The organism is Microbacterium sp. AC132 (assembly GCF_979258525.1).
In genome coordinates this window covers 98955-116806 of the sequence record NZ_OZ409862.1, presented here as the reverse complement: position 1 = coordinate 116806, position 17852 = coordinate 98955, and the positions used below count along the sequence as shown (strand labels likewise).

At 67.4% G+C, this 17852-nt stretch carries 18 protein-coding genes; 14 read left to right on the top strand and 4 right to left on the bottom strand.

Annotation, left to right across the window (positions count from 1 at the left end; all coding sequences use genetic code 11):
- Positions 1 to 134: 134 nt before the first annotated feature.
- Positions 135 to 2105, top strand: a complete 1971-nt coding sequence (gene rho / locus ACZZZQ_RS00560) for a transcription termination factor Rho (protein WP_463506663.1) — start codon at positions 135 to 137, stop codon at positions 2103 to 2105.
- A gap of 11 nt (positions 2106 to 2116) precedes the next feature.
- On the top strand, positions 2117 to 3196 hold the full coding sequence (prfA, locus tag ACZZZQ_RS00555; RefSeq protein WP_056278381.1) for a peptide chain release factor 1: 1080 nt from the start codon (positions 2117 to 2119) through the stop codon (positions 3194 to 3196).
- Between the two features lie 27 nt (positions 3197 to 3223).
- Here prfA and ACZZZQ_RS00550 read toward each other — a convergent pair whose 3' ends face one another.
- Positions 3224 to 3877, bottom strand: a complete 654-nt coding sequence (locus ACZZZQ_RS00550; protein WP_056278385.1) for a response regulator — start codon at positions 3875 to 3877, stop codon at positions 3224 to 3226.
- A complete protein-coding gene (locus tag ACZZZQ_RS00545; protein ID WP_463506662.1) occupies positions 3874 to 5523 on the bottom strand; it encodes a sensor histidine kinase in 1650 nt (549 codons plus the stop codon). The genes ACZZZQ_RS00550 and ACZZZQ_RS00545 overlap by 4 nt, the downstream gene beginning before the upstream one ends.
- Positions 5524 to 5680: 157 nt before the next feature.
- On the opposite strand from ACZZZQ_RS00545, the gene ACZZZQ_RS00540 reads away from it, so the two are divergent.
- Both ACZZZQ_RS00540 and ACZZZQ_RS00535 read left to right on the top strand, forming a co-directional pair.
- Entirely contained in the window at positions 5681 to 7225 is a 1545-nt protein-coding gene (locus ACZZZQ_RS00540; RefSeq protein WP_230100612.1) for a CitMHS family transporter, read from the top strand.
- A gap of 18 nt (positions 7226 to 7243) precedes the next feature.
- On the top strand, positions 7244 to 7657 hold the full coding sequence (locus ACZZZQ_RS00535) for a hypothetical protein (RefSeq protein ID WP_053095751.1): 414 nt from the start codon (positions 7244 to 7246) through the stop codon (positions 7655 to 7657).
- Positions 7658 to 7670: 13 nt separating this feature from the next.
- Here ACZZZQ_RS00535 and epsC read toward each other — a convergent pair whose 3' ends face one another.
- Both epsC and cysK read right to left on the bottom strand, forming a co-directional pair.
- Positions 7671 to 8240: a serine O-acetyltransferase EpsC gene (gene epsC, locus ACZZZQ_RS00530; protein ID WP_053095752.1), complete on the bottom strand. Its 570-nt coding sequence runs from the start codon at positions 8238 to 8240 to the stop codon at positions 7671 to 7673.
- A gap of 7 nt (positions 8241 to 8247) precedes the next feature.
- Positions 8248 to 9186: a cysteine synthase A gene (gene cysK, locus ACZZZQ_RS00525; RefSeq protein WP_053095753.1), complete on the bottom strand. Its 939-nt coding sequence runs from the start codon at positions 9184 to 9186 to the stop codon at positions 8248 to 8250.
- A 98-nt stretch (positions 9187 to 9284) separates the two neighbouring features.
- Here cysK and prmC point away from each other — a divergent pair, with 98 nt between their 5' ends.
- From prmC to ACZZZQ_RS00475, 10 genes are all read left to right on the top strand, one after another.
- Complete coding sequence (prmC, locus tag ACZZZQ_RS00520) at positions 9285 to 10145, top strand: peptide chain release factor N(5)-glutamine methyltransferase (protein ID WP_463506661.1); 861 nt, start codon at positions 9285 to 9287, stop codon at positions 10143 to 10145.
- A gap of 48 nt (positions 10146 to 10193) precedes the next feature.
- Complete coding sequence (locus ACZZZQ_RS00515; protein ID WP_053095755.1) at positions 10194 to 10901, top strand: L-threonylcarbamoyladenylate synthase; 708 nt, start codon at positions 10194 to 10196, stop codon at positions 10899 to 10901.
- Positions 10898 to 12070, top strand: a complete 1173-nt coding sequence (locus ACZZZQ_RS00510; RefSeq protein WP_053095756.1) for an MraY family glycosyltransferase — start codon at positions 10898 to 10900, stop codon at positions 12068 to 12070. Before ACZZZQ_RS00515 ends, ACZZZQ_RS00510 begins: the two co-directional genes overlap by 4 nt.
- On the top strand, positions 12067 to 12642 hold the full coding sequence (locus ACZZZQ_RS00505) for a hypothetical protein (protein ID WP_053095757.1): 576 nt from the start codon (positions 12067 to 12069) through the stop codon (positions 12640 to 12642). The genes ACZZZQ_RS00510 and ACZZZQ_RS00505 overlap by 4 nt, the downstream gene beginning before the upstream one ends.
- Positions 12643 to 12788: 146 nt before the next feature.
- Positions 12789 to 13571 (top strand): F0F1 ATP synthase subunit A, encoded by a 783-nt coding sequence (atpB, locus tag ACZZZQ_RS00500; RefSeq protein WP_053095758.1) that lies wholly within the window; start codon positions 12789 to 12791, stop codon positions 13569 to 13571.
- A gap of 43 nt (positions 13572 to 13614) precedes the next feature.
- Positions 13615 to 13851, top strand: coding sequence for an ATP synthase F0 subunit C (gene atpE / locus ACZZZQ_RS00495; protein ID WP_042541851.1), 237 nt, complete (start codon positions 13615 to 13617; stop codon positions 13849 to 13851).
- Positions 13852 to 13878: 27 nt separating this feature from the next.
- Entirely contained in the window at positions 13879 to 14433 is a 555-nt protein-coding gene (locus ACZZZQ_RS00490; protein ID WP_053095759.1) for a F0F1 ATP synthase subunit B, read from the top strand.
- Positions 14433 to 15221, top strand: a complete 789-nt coding sequence (locus ACZZZQ_RS00485; protein ID WP_053095760.1) for a F0F1 ATP synthase subunit delta — start codon at positions 14433 to 14435, stop codon at positions 15219 to 15221. Before ACZZZQ_RS00490 ends, ACZZZQ_RS00485 begins: the two co-directional genes overlap by 1 nt.
- A gap of 47 nt (positions 15222 to 15268) precedes the next feature.
- A complete protein-coding gene (atpA, locus tag ACZZZQ_RS00480) occupies positions 15269 to 16909 on the top strand; it encodes a F0F1 ATP synthase subunit alpha (protein WP_053095761.1) in 1641 nt (546 codons plus the stop codon).
- 20 nt (positions 16910 to 16929) lie between these two features.
- On the top strand, positions 16930 to 17829 hold the full coding sequence (locus ACZZZQ_RS00475) for a F0F1 ATP synthase subunit gamma (RefSeq protein WP_053095762.1): 900 nt from the start codon (positions 16930 to 16932) through the stop codon (positions 17827 to 17829).
- The last annotated feature ends 23 nt before the right edge of the window (positions 17830 to 17852 follow it).

Genomic DNA, 17852 nt, shown 5'->3' with positions numbered 1-17852 from the left:
CTCACCGAGAACCTCGTTCTTTCCGAGAACCCAGTGCAGAGGCTGGCTGACGCCGAGCGTCAGCCCGTGCGATCGCGCGCAGCACCCGTTGTGCGCGTGCCGCTCATGTCCCCGAGACCAAAGAGGGAGTACTCGTGGAGAATTTCTCCGAGACCCAGAACGACCAGGCGGCACCCGCCGCCGAGGCTGCGGCGAAGGCCGCGAGCTCCGACGCCGCGACGACCGCCGCGACCGAGGTCGCACCGGCCCGCAAGCGCGCTCCGCGCCGTGCGAGCACCGCGACCGCCGCCGCGAAGGCCGAGAAGGCCGCAGCATCCACCGACAGCGCACCGGCCACCGAGGCTCCCGCAGCCGAGGCACCCGCCGCCGACGCGGCACCCAAGGCGAAGGCCCCTCGCCGCAGCCGTGCGAAGAAGGCTGACGCAGAGAACGCTGAGTCTCCTGCGGCGACCGCCGAGGCTCCTGCAGCCTCCGCGCCGGCACCCGCGGAATCCACCGGGGCTCCCGCAGCGAAGACCGCAGAGTCCAACGGCTCCGCGGACGCCGGTTCCGCAGAGGCGGGTTCTGCCGACGAGCCGAAGAAGACCACCGGTCGCGGACGCCGCACGGCGAAGAAGCCTGCTGCCGAGGCCGAGACTCCCGCAGCCGAGAAGCCCGCTGACGCCGCACCGGCCGAGGCAGCACCCGCGGCGGACTCCTCCTCTGATTCCGGCGACGGCGAAGAGCAGGGCGGTCGCAACCGCAACCGCAACCGCAGCCGTAACCGCGGACGCGGCCAGAACGGCAACGGCCAGGGCGGCGAGCAGCAGCCCCAGCAGCAGCAGCCGCAGACGGCACCCGCCGAAGACGAGGGCGGCAACGGCCGCAACCGTCAGCGCAACAAGCGCCGCGGCGGCGCGCCGACGGACGAGTTCGACACCGAGATCGGCGAGGACGACGTCCTCGTCCCGATCGCCGGAATCCTCGACGTGCTCGACAACTACGCCTTCGTCCGCACGACCGGATACCTCGCCGGCCCCAGCGACGTCTACGTGTCGCTCGGACAGGTCAAGAAGTACAACCTCCGCAAGGGCGACGCGATCGTCGGCTCGATCAAGCAGCCCCGCGAGGGCGAGCAGCAGGGCCGCCAGAAGTACAACGCGCTGGTGAAGGTCGACTCGATCAACGGCCTGTCGATCGACGACGCCGCGACCCGTGTGGAGTTCGGCAAGCTCACGCCGCTCTACCCGCAGGAGCGTCTGCGCCTCGAGACGGCGCCCGAGAAGCTCACGCAGCGCATCATCGATCTCGTGGCCCCGATCGGCAAGGGACAGCGCGGCCTCATCGTCGCGCCGCCCAAGGCCGGCAAGACGATCGTCCTGCAGCAGATCGCCAACGCGATCGCGCAGAACAACCCCGAGGTCCACCTCATGGTCGTGCTCGTCGACGAGCGTCCCGAAGAGGTCACCGACATGGAGCGCACGGTGAAGGGCGAGGTCATCGCCTCGACCTTCGACCGTCCGGCAGAAGACCACACCACGGTCGCCGAGCTCGCCATCGAGCGCGCCAAGCGTCTCGTCGAGCTGGGCCGCGACGTCGTCGTGCTGCTCGACTCGATCACCCGCCTCGGCCGTGCGTACAACCTCGCTGCTCCGGCATCCGGACGGGTGCTCTCGGGTGGCGTCGACGCCTCGGCGCTGTACCCGCCCAAGCGCTTCTTCGGTGCTGCGCGCAACATCGAGAACGGCGGATCCCTGACGATCCTCGCCACGGCGCTGGTCGAGACCGGCTCCAAGATGGACGAGGTGATCTTCGAGGAGTTCAAGGGCACCGGCAACAGCGAACTGCGCCTGTCGCGCCAGCTCGCCGACAAGCGCATCTTCCCGGCCGTCGACGTCAACGCGTCGAGCACCCGCCGCGAAGAGATGCTGCTGTCGACCGACGAGGTCAAGATCACCTGGAAGCTGCGTCGCGCCCTTGCAGGCCTCGACCAGCAGCAGGCGCTCGAGGTCGTCCTGGGCAAGCTCAGGGAGACCCACTCGAACGTCGAGTTCCTCGTGCAGATGCAGAAGTCGATTCCGACGCTCCCCTCGGGTGCGCACGGACACGACAACAACATCCGCTGAGCGGAGCCGGGGTGTTCGAGTCCGTCCAGACTCTGATCGACGAGCATCGCCGGGTGCAGGAGGAGCTCTCCGACCCGGCGGTGCACGCCGATGCCGCTCGGGCGAAGCGCGTCAACCGTCGCTACGCCGAGCTGTCGCGGATCGTCGCCGCCTATGAGGCGTGGGCGGCGGCATCCGATGACCTCGACGCCGCGAGGGAGCTCGCCCGCGAGGACGAGGCGTTCGCCGCTGAGATCCCGACTCTCGAAGAGGGGGTGCAGTCATCGCAGGAGAAGCTGCGCCGACTGCTCATCCCACGCGATCCCGATGACGCGCGCGACGTCATCATGGAGATCAAGGCGGGGGAGGGCGGCGCCGAGTCGGCGCTGTTCGCCGCGGATCTGCTGCGCATGTACATCCAGTACGCAGCCTCCAAGGGCTGGAAGACCGAGCTCCTCGAGCGCAACGAATCCGATCTCGGCGGCTACAAGGACGTCCAGGTCGCGATCAAGGGATCGTCCTCGGACCCCGCCCAGGGCGTCTGGGCGCACCTGAAGTACGAAGGCGGCGTGCACCGCGTGCAGCGCGTGCCCGCGACCGAGTCGCAGGGGCGCATCCACACCTCGACCACCGGAGTGCTGGTGTTCCCCGAGGTCGACGAGCCCGACGAGATCGCGATCAATCAGAACGACCTGAAGATCGATGTCTTCCGGTCCTCGGGCCCGGGCGGTCAGTCCGTCAACACGACCGACTCGGCCGTGCGCATCACCCACGTGCCCAGCGGAATCGTCGTGTCGATGCAGAACGAGAAGTCGCAGCTGCAGAACCGTGAGGCCGCGATGCGCGTGCTCCGGGCGCGACTGCTGGCGAAGCAGCAGGAGGAGCTGGATGCCGCGGCATCCGATGCACGCAAGTCACAGATCCGCGGCATGGATCGGTCCGAGCGCATCCGCACCTACAACTTCCCCGAGAATCGCATCGCCGACCATCGCACGGGATTCAAGGCCTACAACCTCGATCAGGTGATGGACGGCGCTCTCGAGCCGATCATCGAGAGTGCGATCCAGGCCGACGAAGAGGCTCGACTCGCCGCGGTGGGCTCCGACTCCTGAGGTGACGCCGCTGAGCTGCGGCGCGGGTCAGGAGCGGGCCGCGTACCGGTGCTCCGGCCGTCCGGTCGCCCCGTAACGCAGGCGGACCTCCACGACCGTCCGAGCAGCGAGAGCCGCGAGGTGGCGCTGCGCGGTGGCGCGCGAGATCCCGACGCGCTCTCCGACTTCTGCCGCCGACGCCTCGCCGTCGCCGAGAGCGGCGAGCACCAGCTGCTCGGTCGCGGATCGCGAGACAGACACAGGTTCCCCGGATCCGTGGAGGATCGCCAGGGCGCGATCGGTGTCCTCCTGGCGAAGGGGACGATCTCCGGCGAGCAGGTTGCGGTACCGCGCGTAGCGCTCGAGCAGGCCGACCAGCGCCCGACGATCGAACGGCTTCAGCAGGTACCCGACGGCGCCTGATCTGAGCGCGCGTCGAATCGTCGGCGCGTCGTCGGCGGCCGAGATGAGGATCGCGTCCACGCCGCTCTCACGCACGAGGGCGATGCCGTCTCCGTCCGGGAGGAAGACATCCGCCAGGAGGAGGTCAGGGCGTGATGAGCGGATGCCGTCCCGTGCCTCGGCGAGGGTGCGGACGGGCTCCAGTGCCGAGAATCCGGGCTGGTCGTCGATGATGCTCCGGTGCAGTCGTCCGACGCGGAAGTCGTCGTCGAGGATCAGCACCCGCAGGGGATCGTTCATCGGTTCTCCTCAGTCGTCGATGTGCCGGTGACGGTGCCACCGAGTCGAGCGGCGAACACGGCACCGTGCTCCTCGCCTCCGGCGTCGATGATCCAGAGATCGCCGCCGCGGCGTCGCGCGATGTCTCGGGCCAACGGGATGCCGAGCCCGCGGCCGTGCACGCGGTCTGTGTCGTCGTCGCGCGGCTGACTCGGAGCCATCGGGTCGATCCCCGCGAGGCCCGGTCCCGAGTCTGCGACCGTGACGACGAGCGCGTCGCCGTCTCCGAGCACCGCGACCTCGACCCAGCGGGGAGTCCGCGCTCCGGCGACGGCGGCGGTCACCGCGTTATCGACGAGGTTGCCCACGACGGCGGCGACGTCCTCCGGTTCTGCCACGCTGCCGATCAGCTGGCTCTCGTCCGCGACGCGCAGGGAGACGCCGCGTTCACCGGCCTCGATCCCCTTGGCGCCCAGGAAAGAGTGCAGGAACGGGTCGCTGAGCAGGTCGAGCCCGGCGACGGGGAATGCGACCGAGCCGCGCTCGACGAGCTCATCGAGGAACCCCCGGGCATCGTCGATCCTGGCTGCGTCGATGAGCCCCGCGACCACGTGCATCCGATTCGCGAACTCGTGACGCTGCACGCGCAGGGCGGCGGTCACGGCTTGCACGGTCTCCAGTCGCTCCGTCAGAGCGATGAGGTCGGTGCGGTCACGGATGATCAGCACATGTCCGAGCGGCCTGCCGTCGCGGATCACCGGACGGGAATCGATGTAGAGCACGCGGTTGTCCACGACGGTGCTCGACGTCGTGGGCGCTCCCGTCGCGGTCTCGACGACAGCGGTCGGCAGCGAGAGCTCCGCCAGCGGTCGTCCCACAGCGGCGTCGAGACCGAGCATCCGATCGGCCGCATCGTTGCTCACCCGCACGATCCCTGCCGTGTCGACGGCCAGGACGCCGTCATCCACGCCATTCAGCACTGCTGTCTGGTTCTGCACGAGCGCCACGAGCTCCTCGGGCTGCACGCCGAGCGTCAGGCGCTCCCAGCGACGGCGCAGCAGCAGGAAAGCGAGGAGAGCCAGCGCCAGGGCACCGGCGGCGGTAATGCCGATCACCGCGAGCAGCGGAGGCAGGTCATCGAAGACGCCTGTGCGCTCGAATCCGACGCTGACCTCGCCGACGGGGATCCCCGCATCGTCGAGCACGGGGACCTTGGCGCGAGCCGACTCGCCGAGGGTTCCGGTCTGCCAGTCGACCACCTCGTTCCCGGCGAGCACCTCCTCGAAGGGTGTGCTCACCATCTGGCCGATGCGTGAACTGGTGGGATGGGCGAGGCGGATGCCGTCCTCATCGGCGATAACGACGAACAGTGCACCGGTGCGGTCAGAGACGTCCGCTGCAAGGCGCGCGAGCTCGCCCTTCCTGAGCTCGTCCGGGTCCGGCGCCTCTTCGGCGGCCGAGATTCGTGCGACCTCGTCGCGGACCTGCGGGTCCTCGGCGAGGGTCCGGGCGATGCCGAGGGCAGTGGACTCGGCTTCGGTGCGAAGCTGCTGCACGGCGAGAAGGAGGTACACGCCGGTGCACATCACGACGACAAGGGCGACCGTGGCGAGATGCAGCAGCAGCGTGCGGGTCGCGAACCGAGGTCGCGTCGTCGTCGTCGACACCGTGGTCCTTCCTTCTCTGCTCCCGCGCAATATGCGCAGAACCCACGCTACGCGCACAACATCCGAGAATGCGGCATACCGCGCTCTGCGGGGAGGGATTGCCTAGTCTCGTCAGGATCCGTCGCAGTCGACGGAGCTTCGACGAAGGAGTCACAGCATGCTCGATGCACTCACCGGCCTGTCCACGGCCGCAGAAGAGGCGCCGACCTACGACCTCGCGTTCGTGCCGCCCGAATGGGTTCTGGTCCTCCTGGGATTCACCATGGTGCTGGCCTTCATGACGCTGATCATGACGAAGCGACTGACGCCCATGGTGGCGCTGATCCTCGTGCCGACCGTGTTCGGGCTGTTCGCCGGTGCGGGGCTCGGCATGGGCGACATGATCCTCGATTCGATCGCCACGATGGCCCCGACCGCAGCGCTGCTGATGTTCGCGATCATGTTCTTCGGCATCATGATCGACGTCGGCCTGTTCGATCCGCTGATCCGGGTGATCACGCGTGTTCTCGGCGATGACCCGGCGAAGGTCGTGCTGGGAACCGCGATCCTCGCGGGAGCCGTCTCGCTCGACGGCGACGGCTCGACGACGTTCATCATCACGACGTCGGCGATGCTGCCGATCTACCTCCGTCTCGGCATGAGTCCGGTCGTCCTCACGTGCGTCGCCGGCTTGATGAACGGCACTCTGAACATCGTTCCCTGGGGCGGGCCGACGGTGCGCGCGGCGACCGCTCTGGGACTGCAGCCGACGGACATCTTCGTCCCCATGCTGCCGGCTCTCGGCGTCGGCATCGTCGTGACGCTGGGCTTCGCCTGGATGCTCGGGCTGGGGGAGCGCCGCCGACTCGGGCGCCTCGACTCCGAAGGGCTGCTCACGGGTTCCGACGGCGGTGCTCTTTCTACAGTGCCGAAGATCTTCCGCGGTGCCGGACCGAAGCCCGGCGCCCGTGCAGCGCTCCGCACCGGCAACATCGTCGTCGTCGCCGGTGGGCGAGGCCCCGTCGCCGCGGCCAGCGTCGACCCGGCCGACACCGCCATGGCGGACACCATGCTCGACCCCGCGCGCCCGACGCTGAGGCCGCGACTGATCTGGTTCAACCTCGCGCTCACCGTCGCCGTCATGGTGCTGCTCGTTCTCGACATCATGCCGCTCCCGTACGTGTTCATGGTCGGTGCCGCCGTCGCGCTGCTGGTCAACTTCCGAGGGATCAAGGAACAGGCGTCCGAGATCGTGGCTCATGCGCCCAGCATCGTCGGTGTCGTCTCGATGGTGATCGCGGCCGGAGTCCTGGTCGGCGTCCTGACCGGCACCGGGATGGTCGATGCGATGGCGACCTGGATCACCGACGTGCTTCCGCCTGCGCTCGGCCCCTTCCTCGCACCCATCACCGGTGTTCTGTCGATCCCGTTCACGTTCTTCATGTCGAACGACGCCTTCTACTTCGGCATCCTGCCGGTGCTGTCGCAGAGCGCGGCGACGTTCGGCATCGACCCCGTCGAGATGGCGAGGGCATCGATCATCGGTCAGCCGGTCCACCTGCAGAGCCCGCTCGTGCCGGCGATCCTGCTGCTCGTCTCGCTCGCCAGCGTCAACCTGGGCGATCACCACAGGAAGGTGCTGTGGCGCGCGGTGATCGTGTCGCTCGTGATGCTCGCCGTCGGCATCCTGTCGGGCGCGATCCCCTTCTTCGTCGCCCAGTGAGAGCGATATGCTCAGCGCGTGATCACCTTCCTCTTCCGCGCGCTGATGTACGTCATCTCGGCCGGCCTCGGTCTCATCGTGGCCGACCTCGCGCTCGAGGGGTTCCAGATCCAGTGGGACCAGTGGTGGGGGTTCGTGCTCTGCATCCTGATCTTCGCCGTGTTGCAGAGCGTGCTCTCACCATGGGTCAGCAAGATCGCGGATCGCTACGCACCGGTCCTGATGGGCGGCATCGGCATCTTCTCGACGCTCATCGCCCTCGTGGTCGTCGTCCTGCTGCCGATCGGTGGGCTGCGCATCGTCGATCTCGTGGGCTGGCTGCTCGGATCGGTGATCGTCTGGCTGATCACGGCGCTCGGCAGTGTGCTGCTGCCACTGATCTTCCTTCGCAAGAAGGTCGACAAGGTGAGGTCTCGCCGCGGGGCGGCCTGAGAGCGCGGGCGCGTCAGATCGAGTAGTCGGGTGCGGTGAGCACCGCTCGGGTGTCCTCGCCCATGACCCGTGCACGGGGCTTGGCGGGCACACCGACGAGGATGCTGTCCGCCGGGGCGTCGCGCGTAACCACGGCATTCGCTCCGACCACGGAGCCCTCGCCGATCGTGATCGGTCCGAGGATCTTCGCGCCTGCTCCCACGGCCACGCCGTCGCCGAGCGTCGGATGCCGCTTGCCTGAGTCACGCGTGCGGCCGCCGAGAGTGACCCCGTGATACAGCATCACATCGTCGCCGACCTCTGCCGTCTCGCCGATGACCACGCCCATGCCATGGTCGATGAAGAAGCGTCGACCGATCCGCGCGCCGGGGTGGATCTCGATCCCGGTGAGCCATCGCGACACCTGTGATGTCGCACGGGCGAGCAGTCGCAGCCGGCGGCGCCACAGCGCGTGCGAGACCCGATGGGCCCAGATCGCGTGCATCCCCGGATACAGCAGTGCCACCTCGGCGCCGCTGCGCGCGGCGGGGTCGCGAAGTCGGGCTGCCGCGATGTCCTCGCGCATTCGGCCGATCATGTCCATCGGGAGTTCAGGCCTCGCGCAGATCCTCGTAGAGCGCGGTCGAGAGGTAACGCTCGCCGAACGAGGGGATGATGACGACGATCGTCTTCCCCGCAGCCTCCGGGCGCTGGGCGACCTGCAGAGCGGCCCAGATCGCGGCTCCGCTCGACATGCCCACGAGGATGCCCTCGCGGCTCGCGGTCTCGCGCGCGACACGGATGGCGTCGTCGAACGTGACGTCGATGACCTCGTCGAGGACATCGCGATCGAGGATCGGAGGCACGAAGTTCGGTCCGATGCCCTGGATCTTGTGCGGCCCGGGGTGTCCCTCGGTGAGGATGGGCGAATCCTTGGGTTCGACGGCGACGATCTTCACCCCGGGGACGCGCTCCTTCAGGACCTGACCGACGCCCGTGATGGTTCCGCCCGTGCCGATGCCGGCGACGAGGTAGTCGACGGAGCCCTCCGTGTCGCGGAGGATCTCCTCGGCCGTCGTGCGGCGGTGGATCGCGGGGTTCGCCTCGTTGGCGAACTGCTTCGCGAGAATGGCACCCGGAGTGCGGGCGGCGATCGCCTCCGCCTCGGCGATCGCGTTCGTCATGCCCTTCGTGGGGTCGGTGAGGATGAGTTCGGCGCCGAACGCCTTGAGAAGGAGGCGCCGCTCCTTGGACATCGAAGCGGGCATCGTGAGGATCACCTTGTACCCGCGTGCGGCGCCGACCATCGCCAGCGCGATACCGGTGTTGCCGCTGGTCGCCTCCACGATCGTGCCTCCGGGCTTCAGCTCGCCCGAGGCCTCCGCAGCGTCGACGATGGCGATGCCGAGCCGGTCTTTGACGCTCGAGGCCGGGTTGTAGAACTCGAGCTTGGCGAGAACTGTCGCGCCGAGGCCCTCGGTGACCCGGTTCAGACGAACCAGGGGAGTGTTGCCGAAAGCGGAGGTGATGTCGGAGTGGATACCGGGCATGGGGAGAGCCTTCCTGTGCGGGGGACTGCGCGCTCCAGCCTAGGCGAGAGCCCTAGGGGGTGGGCAATATGACACCTGCTGCGCTCTACGCTTGATCCATGTCCGATCTCTCCCTCGCCTCCGCCGTGCATGCGGCGGCCCGACAGCTCGCAGACGCCGGCGTCACGGATCCTCTCCTCGACGCGGAGCTGCTCGCCGGTCACGTCCTCGGCGCGCGGCGTGGTGAGGTGCAGGCATCGATCATCCGCGGTGATGCGGTGGAGGAGGCGGACGCCGAGGCGTTGCGGGCTCTGGTCGCCCGTCGTGCGAGCAGGGAGCCGTTGCAGCACATCACCGGAACGGCGCCGTTCCGCCACCTCGAGCTCGCGGTCGGGCCCGGAGTCTTCGTCCCGCGACCTGAGACCGAGACGGTCGTGCAGTACGCGATCGACGCGCTCCTCGGGTCCGCGCTTCCCGACCCGATCGGCATCGATCTCGGCACCGGCAGCGGGGCGATAGCACTCGCCATGGCCACCGAGGTGCCCCATGCGCGGATCTTCGCCGCCGAGCTCTCGCCCGACGCGTATCCGTGGGCGGCTCGGAACACGGCGGGGGTGGCCAACCTCACCCTCGTGAACGACGACCTGGCGCACGCGTTCGCGGAGCTCGACGGCACTGCCTCCGTCGTGATCTCGAACCCGCCGTACGTTCCGGACGCCGCGGTGCCTCGTGACCCTGAGGTTCGGCTCTTCGATCCGTCGATGGCGCTGTACGGGGGAGAAGACGGGCTCGACATCGTGCGTGTGCTCAGCGTGCGCGCGCTCGAGCTGCTGCATCCGGGCGGGCTGCTGGTGATCGAGCACGGGGAGCTCCAGGGCGAGGAGATCCGCAGCATCCTCACGCGCGACGGCTGGCGTGCCGCCGCGACGCACCGCGACCTCACCTTGCGAGACCGCGCGACGACCGCTCTGCGTCCCTGACGCGCAGACACGAACCGCACAGACATCGCCAACTAGAATCGGATCGTCATGTCCTCCATCTTCGATTGCGGCGACGAGGCCCAGCTCCTCGCCGGCATGCGCCACGCCCGCCAGGCCATCGCCCGCGGCGAACTCATCGTCATGCCCACCGACACGGTCTACGGCGTCGCCGCCGACGCGTTCTCTCCCGCTGCCGTACAGCGCCTCCTCGACGCCAAAGGGCGAGGGCGCAATCAGCCGCCTCCCGTGCTCATCGGCACGAAGGAGACGCTGCACGCGCTGGCGGAGTCCGTTCCCGAGCCCGTCCAGCGACTCGTCGACGCCTTCTGGCCCGGCGGCCTGACCATCGTTCTCCCCGCTCAGCCCTCTCTCGTCTGGGACCTGGGCGACACGGAGGGGACCGTCGCCGTCAGAATGCCCGAAGGGCGCGTCGCGCTGGAGCTCCTGGCGGAGACCGGACCGCTGGCCGTCTCCAGCGCGAACCTCACCGGCCGTGAGTCGGCGATCTCCGCGTTCGATGCCGAGCGGATGCTCGGAGACAGCGTGTCGGTGTATCTCGCAGACGGCGTCAGTCGCGACGGGGTCGCGTCGACGATCGTCGACGCGACCTCCCTGGTTCCCCGCGGCGCGGAGCCCGCCGCCGGTGGTGTTCGCATCCTCAGAGCCGGCGCCGTCAGCCGCGAACGGCTGGAGGAGGTGCTCGGCGACCTGCTCGAACCCGAGGCGCCGTCGCCGGAATCGGACGGGGATTCGTGAAGCAGTACCTCCTCACGATCATCCTGACCGCCGCGATCACCTTCGCGTTGACCTGGGCGGTCTGGAAGCTGAGCCTGCGTTTCAAGCTGTACCCCGGCATCCGAGAGCGGGATGTGCACACGACTCCCACTCCCCGTCTCGGTGGCGTCGCGATCTTCCTCGGCATCGCAGCGGCGATCGGTGTCTCGGCTCTGAATCCGTTCTTCACCACCATGTGGATGCCGCCGCAGACGATGTGGTCGATCCTCGCCGCATCCCTCTTGATCGCCGTCATCGGCGTCGTCGACGATCTGTGGGATCTCGACTGGATGATCAAGCTCGGCGCACAGTTCCTCGCTGCCGGGATCATCACCGTCGGTGGCGGGCTGCAGATCCTCTCCCTGCCGTTCGGCGATCTGATCGTCTTCTCGAGCTGGCTGAGCATCACCATCACGATGTTCGCGATCGTCATCGTGATGAACGCCGTCAACTTCATCGACGGCCTCGACGGCCTCGTCGCCGGCGTCTGCCTGATCGCGAACGGCGTGTTCTTCGCCTACTCCTACATCCTGACGCGTGACACCGGAGCATCGAGCTACTTCAACCTCGCATCCTTCCTCGCCGCAGTGCTGATCGGCGCGTGCCTCGGCTTCCTCCCGTTCAACTGGAGTCCTGCGAAGCTCTTCATGGGCGATTCGGGAGCGCTCGTGATCGGTCTGCTGATGGCGACGTCCGCGATCGCCGTGACCGGGCAGCTCGAGCCGTCGGCCCTCGATCCCGAGCGTCTCGGACGATCGCAGCTCCTCGGCGCGTTCATCCCGATCCTGCTCCCTCTTCTGGTCGTGCTGCTGCCGCTCCTCGATTTCGGGCTCGCAGTGCTGCGACGGATGAACGCGGGGAAGTCGCCGTTCTCACCCGACCGCAAGCACCTGCATCACCGCATGCTCGACCTCGGCCACCGCGACCGCGACGCCGTGCTCATCTTCTACGCCTGGACCGCGGTCATCTCCCTGGCCGTCCTCCTCATGTACGTGGGCGCGCGTGAGGACTGGCCCGGCCAGTACCTCCCCGGAGTCGTGTTCGGCCTGGTGGGAATCGCCGCGTGCCTCGTCATCACCCTGAATCCTCTGCGCCGACGGAAGCCCGCGGCGTCTGCTGAGTCCGACCCGACACCCGTGGAGTCCCCGTGAGCCCGAGCCCTGTTTCCAGCAATCCGATCCTGCGGAGGACGCTGATCTGGTCCGCGGTCTCGATGGCGGTCCTCGCGATCGTCGCCGGAGCGATCGGCCTCCTCGTCGGCGGGACGGAAGGTCTCGTCAGCGGCCTGCTGGGCGTCGTGCTCGCCATGCTGTTCCTCGGCATCACCGCCCTCAGCATCCTCATCGCCAACCGCTGGTTCGGCGATCCGCTCTACGTGCAGCTGTTCTTCGCGATCGTGCTCGGCGGATGGCTTCTGAAGCTCGGCCTCTTCGTCGTGATCATGATCGTCCTGAGCGGTCAGCCGTGGATCGAGCCGATGGTGTTCTTCCTGTCGATCGTCACGGGAGTGGTGGCGACCCTCGTCATCGACGTGATCGTCATCACGCGGATGCGCCTTCCGCACGTGAGCGACGCGTCCCTTCCCTCCGAGGCTCCGATCGATCGCGCGCCGGGGGTGGAGCTGCCGACCGTCGTGCCGGAGGATCGTGCGCCCGGGCGCCACCACATCGTGCCCGAACCCCCTGCGCAGGAAGGCTCCGACGAACAGCCCCCGCGGTCTTAGGACACCCTCTTATTCTGATAGTGTTGAGACGTGCCCGCCGCTCGCCCGCGAGCGCTTGCGCTTGAAGCACACCGACCATCGTCGCCCCGGTTCTGACCGGTGCCCCGAAGCTGGAGCCCGCGCTGTTCAATCTTGCTGCGACCCTGATGCCCAAACTCGCCTCTGACGGCGAGTTCCACGGACCTTCGATCGACGAGTTCTTCCCGGAGATCCTCTTCGAAGTCGCGGGTATCCCCGTGCACCGAATCCACCTCGTGCAGTTCCTCGCCGTGGTCGCCGTCGTGCTGATCCTCGTCCTCGGAACCCGCCGTATGAAGATCGTCCCCGGACGCTTCCAGAGCGTCGTCGAGATGGGGCTGGACTTCGTCCGCACCAATATCGCGCACGATCTGCTCGGACGCAAGGACGGCAACCGATTCCTGCCGATCCTCACCACCATCTTCTTCATGGTGCTGTTCATGAACATCACGGGAATCATCCCGTTCCTGAACATCGCAGGCACGAGCATCGCGGCCGTGCCGCTGACGCTCGCGCTGGTGAGCTACATCACCTTCATCTACGCGGGTATCAAGAAGAGCCCGCTGGGCTTCTTCAAGAACGCGCTGTTCCCGGCCGGCGTTCCGTGGCCGGTCTACATCATCGTGACGCCGATCGAGTTCCTCTCGACGTTCATCATCCGGCCCGTCACGCTGATGCTCCGACTCCTGATGAACATGGTGGTCGGCCACATGCTCCTGGTGCTGTGCTTCGCAGCCACCCAGTTCTTCTTCTTCACCGCAGGTGGCGGCTGGGCCGCTCTCGGTGTCGGAACCCTCGCCTTCGGCGGCGCCTTCACTCTCTTCGAGATCCTGGTCGCCGTTCTCCAGGCATACGTCTTCACCGTCCTCACCGCGGTCTACATCCAGCTCGCGGTCGCAGAAGAGCACTGAGCGGGTCGGCAACTGCCGTCCCACCCAACGAAAGGAAAAACCCGTGGACGCTACTACGGTTCTCGCAGACATCAACGGTCACCTCGCATCGGTCGGCTACGGCCTCGCAGCGATCGGTCCGGCCATCGGCGTGGGTATCGTCGTCGGCAAGACCATCGAGGGTGTCGCTCGTCAGCCCGAGCTGGCCGGCCGCCTGCAGGTCCTCATGTGGATCGGTATCGCCTTCACCGAGGCGCTTGCATTCGTCGGCATCGCCGTCGGATTCATCCCCTTCCCGTAATCCGAACCGACTTCTGAAGGAGACAGGATGCTGAACGCTCTTGTCACGAACCTCGCAGCAGAGGGTGAAACACCCAACCCTCTGATCCCTGCGTGGTACGACATCATCTGGTCGGGTCTGTGGTTCCTCGTCATCCTCATCGTCGTGTGGAAGGTCGCCCTTCCGAAGTTCACGGCAATGCTCGACAAGCGGTCCGCCGCCATCGAGGGCAACATCGCCAAGGCGGACGAAGCACAGAAGCAGGCTGAGGCCGCGCTCGAGGAGTACACCCGTCAGCTCGCCGAGGCACGCACCGAGGCCGGTGAGATCCGCGAAGCCGCCCGTGAGGACGGCAAGAAGATCGTCGCCGAGGCCAAGGAGGCCGCGTCGAGCGAAGCAGCTCGCATCACCGCGACCGCGCACACGCAGATCGAGGCCGAGCGGCAGACCGCTCTCGTCTCGCTGCGCAGCGAGGTCGGCTCGCTCGCGATCGACCTCGCCGGTGGCGTGGTCGGCGAGACGCTCTCCGACGATGCACGTGCGACCGCGGTCGTCGACCGCTTCCTCGCCGACCTCGAAGCATCCGAGAAGGCGGCTCAGTAATGGGCAGCGCGACCACTCAGGCACTCGCGGCATCCACTCAGACGCTTGCCGCAGCGACGGACGTCACTCTCGACACGGCGCGGGAGCTGTTCGCAGCCGCACGCGCCGTGGCGGAGTCGTCTCATTTGAGCGGCGCGCTCGCTGACCCGTCGGCTCCGGTCGTGGCGCGACAGAACGTCGTCGCCGCGGTGTTCGGCGGGTTCTCGCAGAACGCGCAGACCGTCCTGAAGACGGTCGTCGCCGAGCGCTGGTCATCGGCTTCCCAGCTCGTGGACGGCGTCGAGGAACTCGCGATCAGGGCTGCCGCGATCGCCGAACCGCAGGCTGACATCGGGGGAGAGCTCTTCGGCTTCACCCGGGTGATCGCCGCGAACGCGGAGCTCGAGCTCGCGCTCGGAAGCCGCCTCGGGGGCGAAGACGCCAAGGGCGCGCTCGTCGACAGGCTTCTCGCCGGGGGCGTCAGCGACGCGACCGCCGTGATCGTCTCGTCGCTGGTGCGCCAGCCTCGTGACCGTCGCGTTCGGCAGATGCTCACCCGTGCGACGCGGGTCGTCGCCGACCAGGGCGACCGTGTGGTCGCGACGGTGCACAGCGCCACACCGCTCACCGACGCACAGCGCACCCGTCTCAGCGACGCTCTCTCGCGTCGTTACGACGGCAAGATCTCGCTCAACGAGGTCAACGACCCCTCTGTCGTCGGAGGCCTGCGCGTGCAGATCGCCGATGACGTCATCGACGGCAGTATCTCCGCCCGTCTCGCCGATCTTCGCCAGAAGCTCGCCGGCTAACACGACTTCGCGCGGGGAACCGCGCACCCAGATACAAAGGGAAGACAATGGCAGAACTATCGATCAGCCCCGACGTCATCCGTGACGCGCTGAAGGACTTCGCCGCAGCATACGAGCCCACTGGGGCCGCGGCGACCGAGGTGGGCACCGTCATCGACGCAGCCGACGGCATCGCGCATGTCGAGGGACTGCCCGGGGTGATGGCGAACGAACTCGTCACCTTCGCGGACGGCACCAAGGGTCTCGCGCTCAACCTCGACGAGCACCAGATCGGTGTCGTCGTGCTCGGTGACTTCACCGGCGTCGAGGCCGGCCAGGAAGTCACCCGCACGGGTGAGGTCCTCTCGGTTCCCGTCGGCGACGGCTACCTCGGTCGCGTCGTCGACCCGCTGGGTAACCCGATCGACGGCCTCGGCTCCATCGCCACCGAAGGCGTTCGCGAGCTCGAGCTGCAGGCACCGGGTGTCATGCAGCGCAAGTCGGTGCACGAGCCGATGCAGACCGGCATCAAGGCCATCGACGCCATGATCCCCGTCGGCCGCGGTCAGCGTCAGCTGATCATCGGTGACCGCCAGACCGGCAAGACGGCCATCGCGATCGACACGATCATCAACCAGAAGGCCAACTGGGAGTCGGGCGACGTCAACAAGCAGGTGCGCTGCATCTACGTCGCCATCGGTCAGAAGGGCTCGACCATCGCTTCGGTGAAGGGCGCGCTCGAAGAGGCCGGCGCTCTGGAGTACACCACCATCGTGGCGGCTCCGGCATCCGACCCCGCCGGTTTCAAGTACCTAGCTCCCTACACCGGTTCGGCCATCGGCCAGCACTGGATGTACGGCGGCAAGCACGTCCTCATCATCTTCGACGACCTGTCGAAGCAGGCTGAGGCCTACCGTGCGGTGTCGCTCCTCCTGCGTCGTCCGCCGGGCCGCGAGGCTTACCCGGGTGACGTCTTCTACCTGCACTCGCGTCTGCTCGAGCGTTGCGCGAAGCTGTCAGACGAGCTCGGCGCAGGTTCGATGACCGGTCTCCCGATCATCGAGACCAAGGCGAACGACGTCTCGGCATACATTCCGACCAACGTGATCTCGATCACCGACGGCCAGATCTTCCTCCAGTCCGACCTCTTCAACGCCAACCAGCGTCCGGCGGTCGACGTGGGTATCTCGGTGTCGCGAGTCGGCGGTGACGCTCAGGTCAAGTCGATCAAGAAGGTCTCCGGAACGTTGAAGCTGGAGCTCGCGCAGTACCGCTCCCTCGAGGCGTTCGCGATGTTCGCATCCGACCTCGACGCGGCTTCGCGTCGTCAGCTCTCCCGTGGAGCGCGCCTGACGGAGCTGCTCAAGCAGCCTCAGTACTCGCCGTACCCCGTCGAGGAGCAGGTCGTCTCGATCTGGGCCGGAACGAAGGGCAAGCTCGACACCCTCGAGGTCTCGGACGTTCTTCGCTTCGAGCGCGAGCTGCTCGACTACCTGCGTCGCAACACGAAGGTGCTCGAGACCCTGCGCGAGACCAACGTCCTCGATGACGACACCGTTGCCGAGCTCGACAAGCACACCGACGCTTTCCTTCTGGAGTTCCAGGGTGGTAAGGGGCAGGCCATCGGCGCCCCGGGTCACGAGGAGCACGCTGCAGCCGAGGCTGAGGACGTCAACCAGGAGAAGATCGTCAAGGGTCGTCGCGCGTAATCGCGTGAGGAACTGATTTCATGGGCGCTCAACTCAGGGTCTACAAGCAGAAGATCTCTTCTGCTCAGACGACCAAGAAGATCACGAAGGCGATGGAACTCATCGCGGCTTCGCGCATCCAGAAGGCGATGGCACGCGTCAAAGCGTCCAGCCCCTTCGCGCGGGCCGTGACGAGGGCCGTGTCCGCCGTCGCGACGCACTCGAACGTCGACCACCCGCTCACCCGCGAGCCCGAGACGATCCGCCGTTCTGCGGTCGTGATCTTCTCGTCGGACCGCGGTCTCGCCGGAGCCTTCAACTCGCAGATCCTCCGTGAGGGTCTCGAGGTGGCGGAGCTCCTGCGGGGGCAGGGCAAGGAGCCGGTGTTCTACCTCGTCGGACGCAAGGCCGTCGGCTACTTCCAGTTCCGCCGCATCGCGGCTGCTGCGGAGTGGACGGGCGACACCGACACCCCGTCGTTCCACACGGCGGAGGAGATCTCGGCCACGCTGCTCGAGGACTTCTCGCGCGGTGCGGACGAGGGTGGCGTCGACGAGATTCACCTCGTGTACAACCGCTTCGTCAGCATGATGACGCAGTCGCCGGAATCCGTGCGACTGCTCCCGCTGGAGATCGCGGAAGCCGATGACTCGGAAGCGGGCAGCGCCGTCTACCCGCTGTACGAGTTCGAGCCGGATGCCGAGACAGTCCTCGACGCGATCCTGCCGGTGTACATCCAGAGCCGCGTCTTCAACGCTCTCCTGCAGTCGTCTGCCGCCAAGCAGGCCGCCACGCAGAAGGCGATGAAGTCGGCCAGCGACAACGCCGACAAGCTCATCACCGACTACACCCGTCTGCGCAACAACGCGCGTCAGGCGGAGATCACGCAGCAGATCGCGGAGATCGTCGGCGGCGCCGACGCACTCTCGTCGAGCAAATAGACCATCAGGAAAGAGACGAAGAA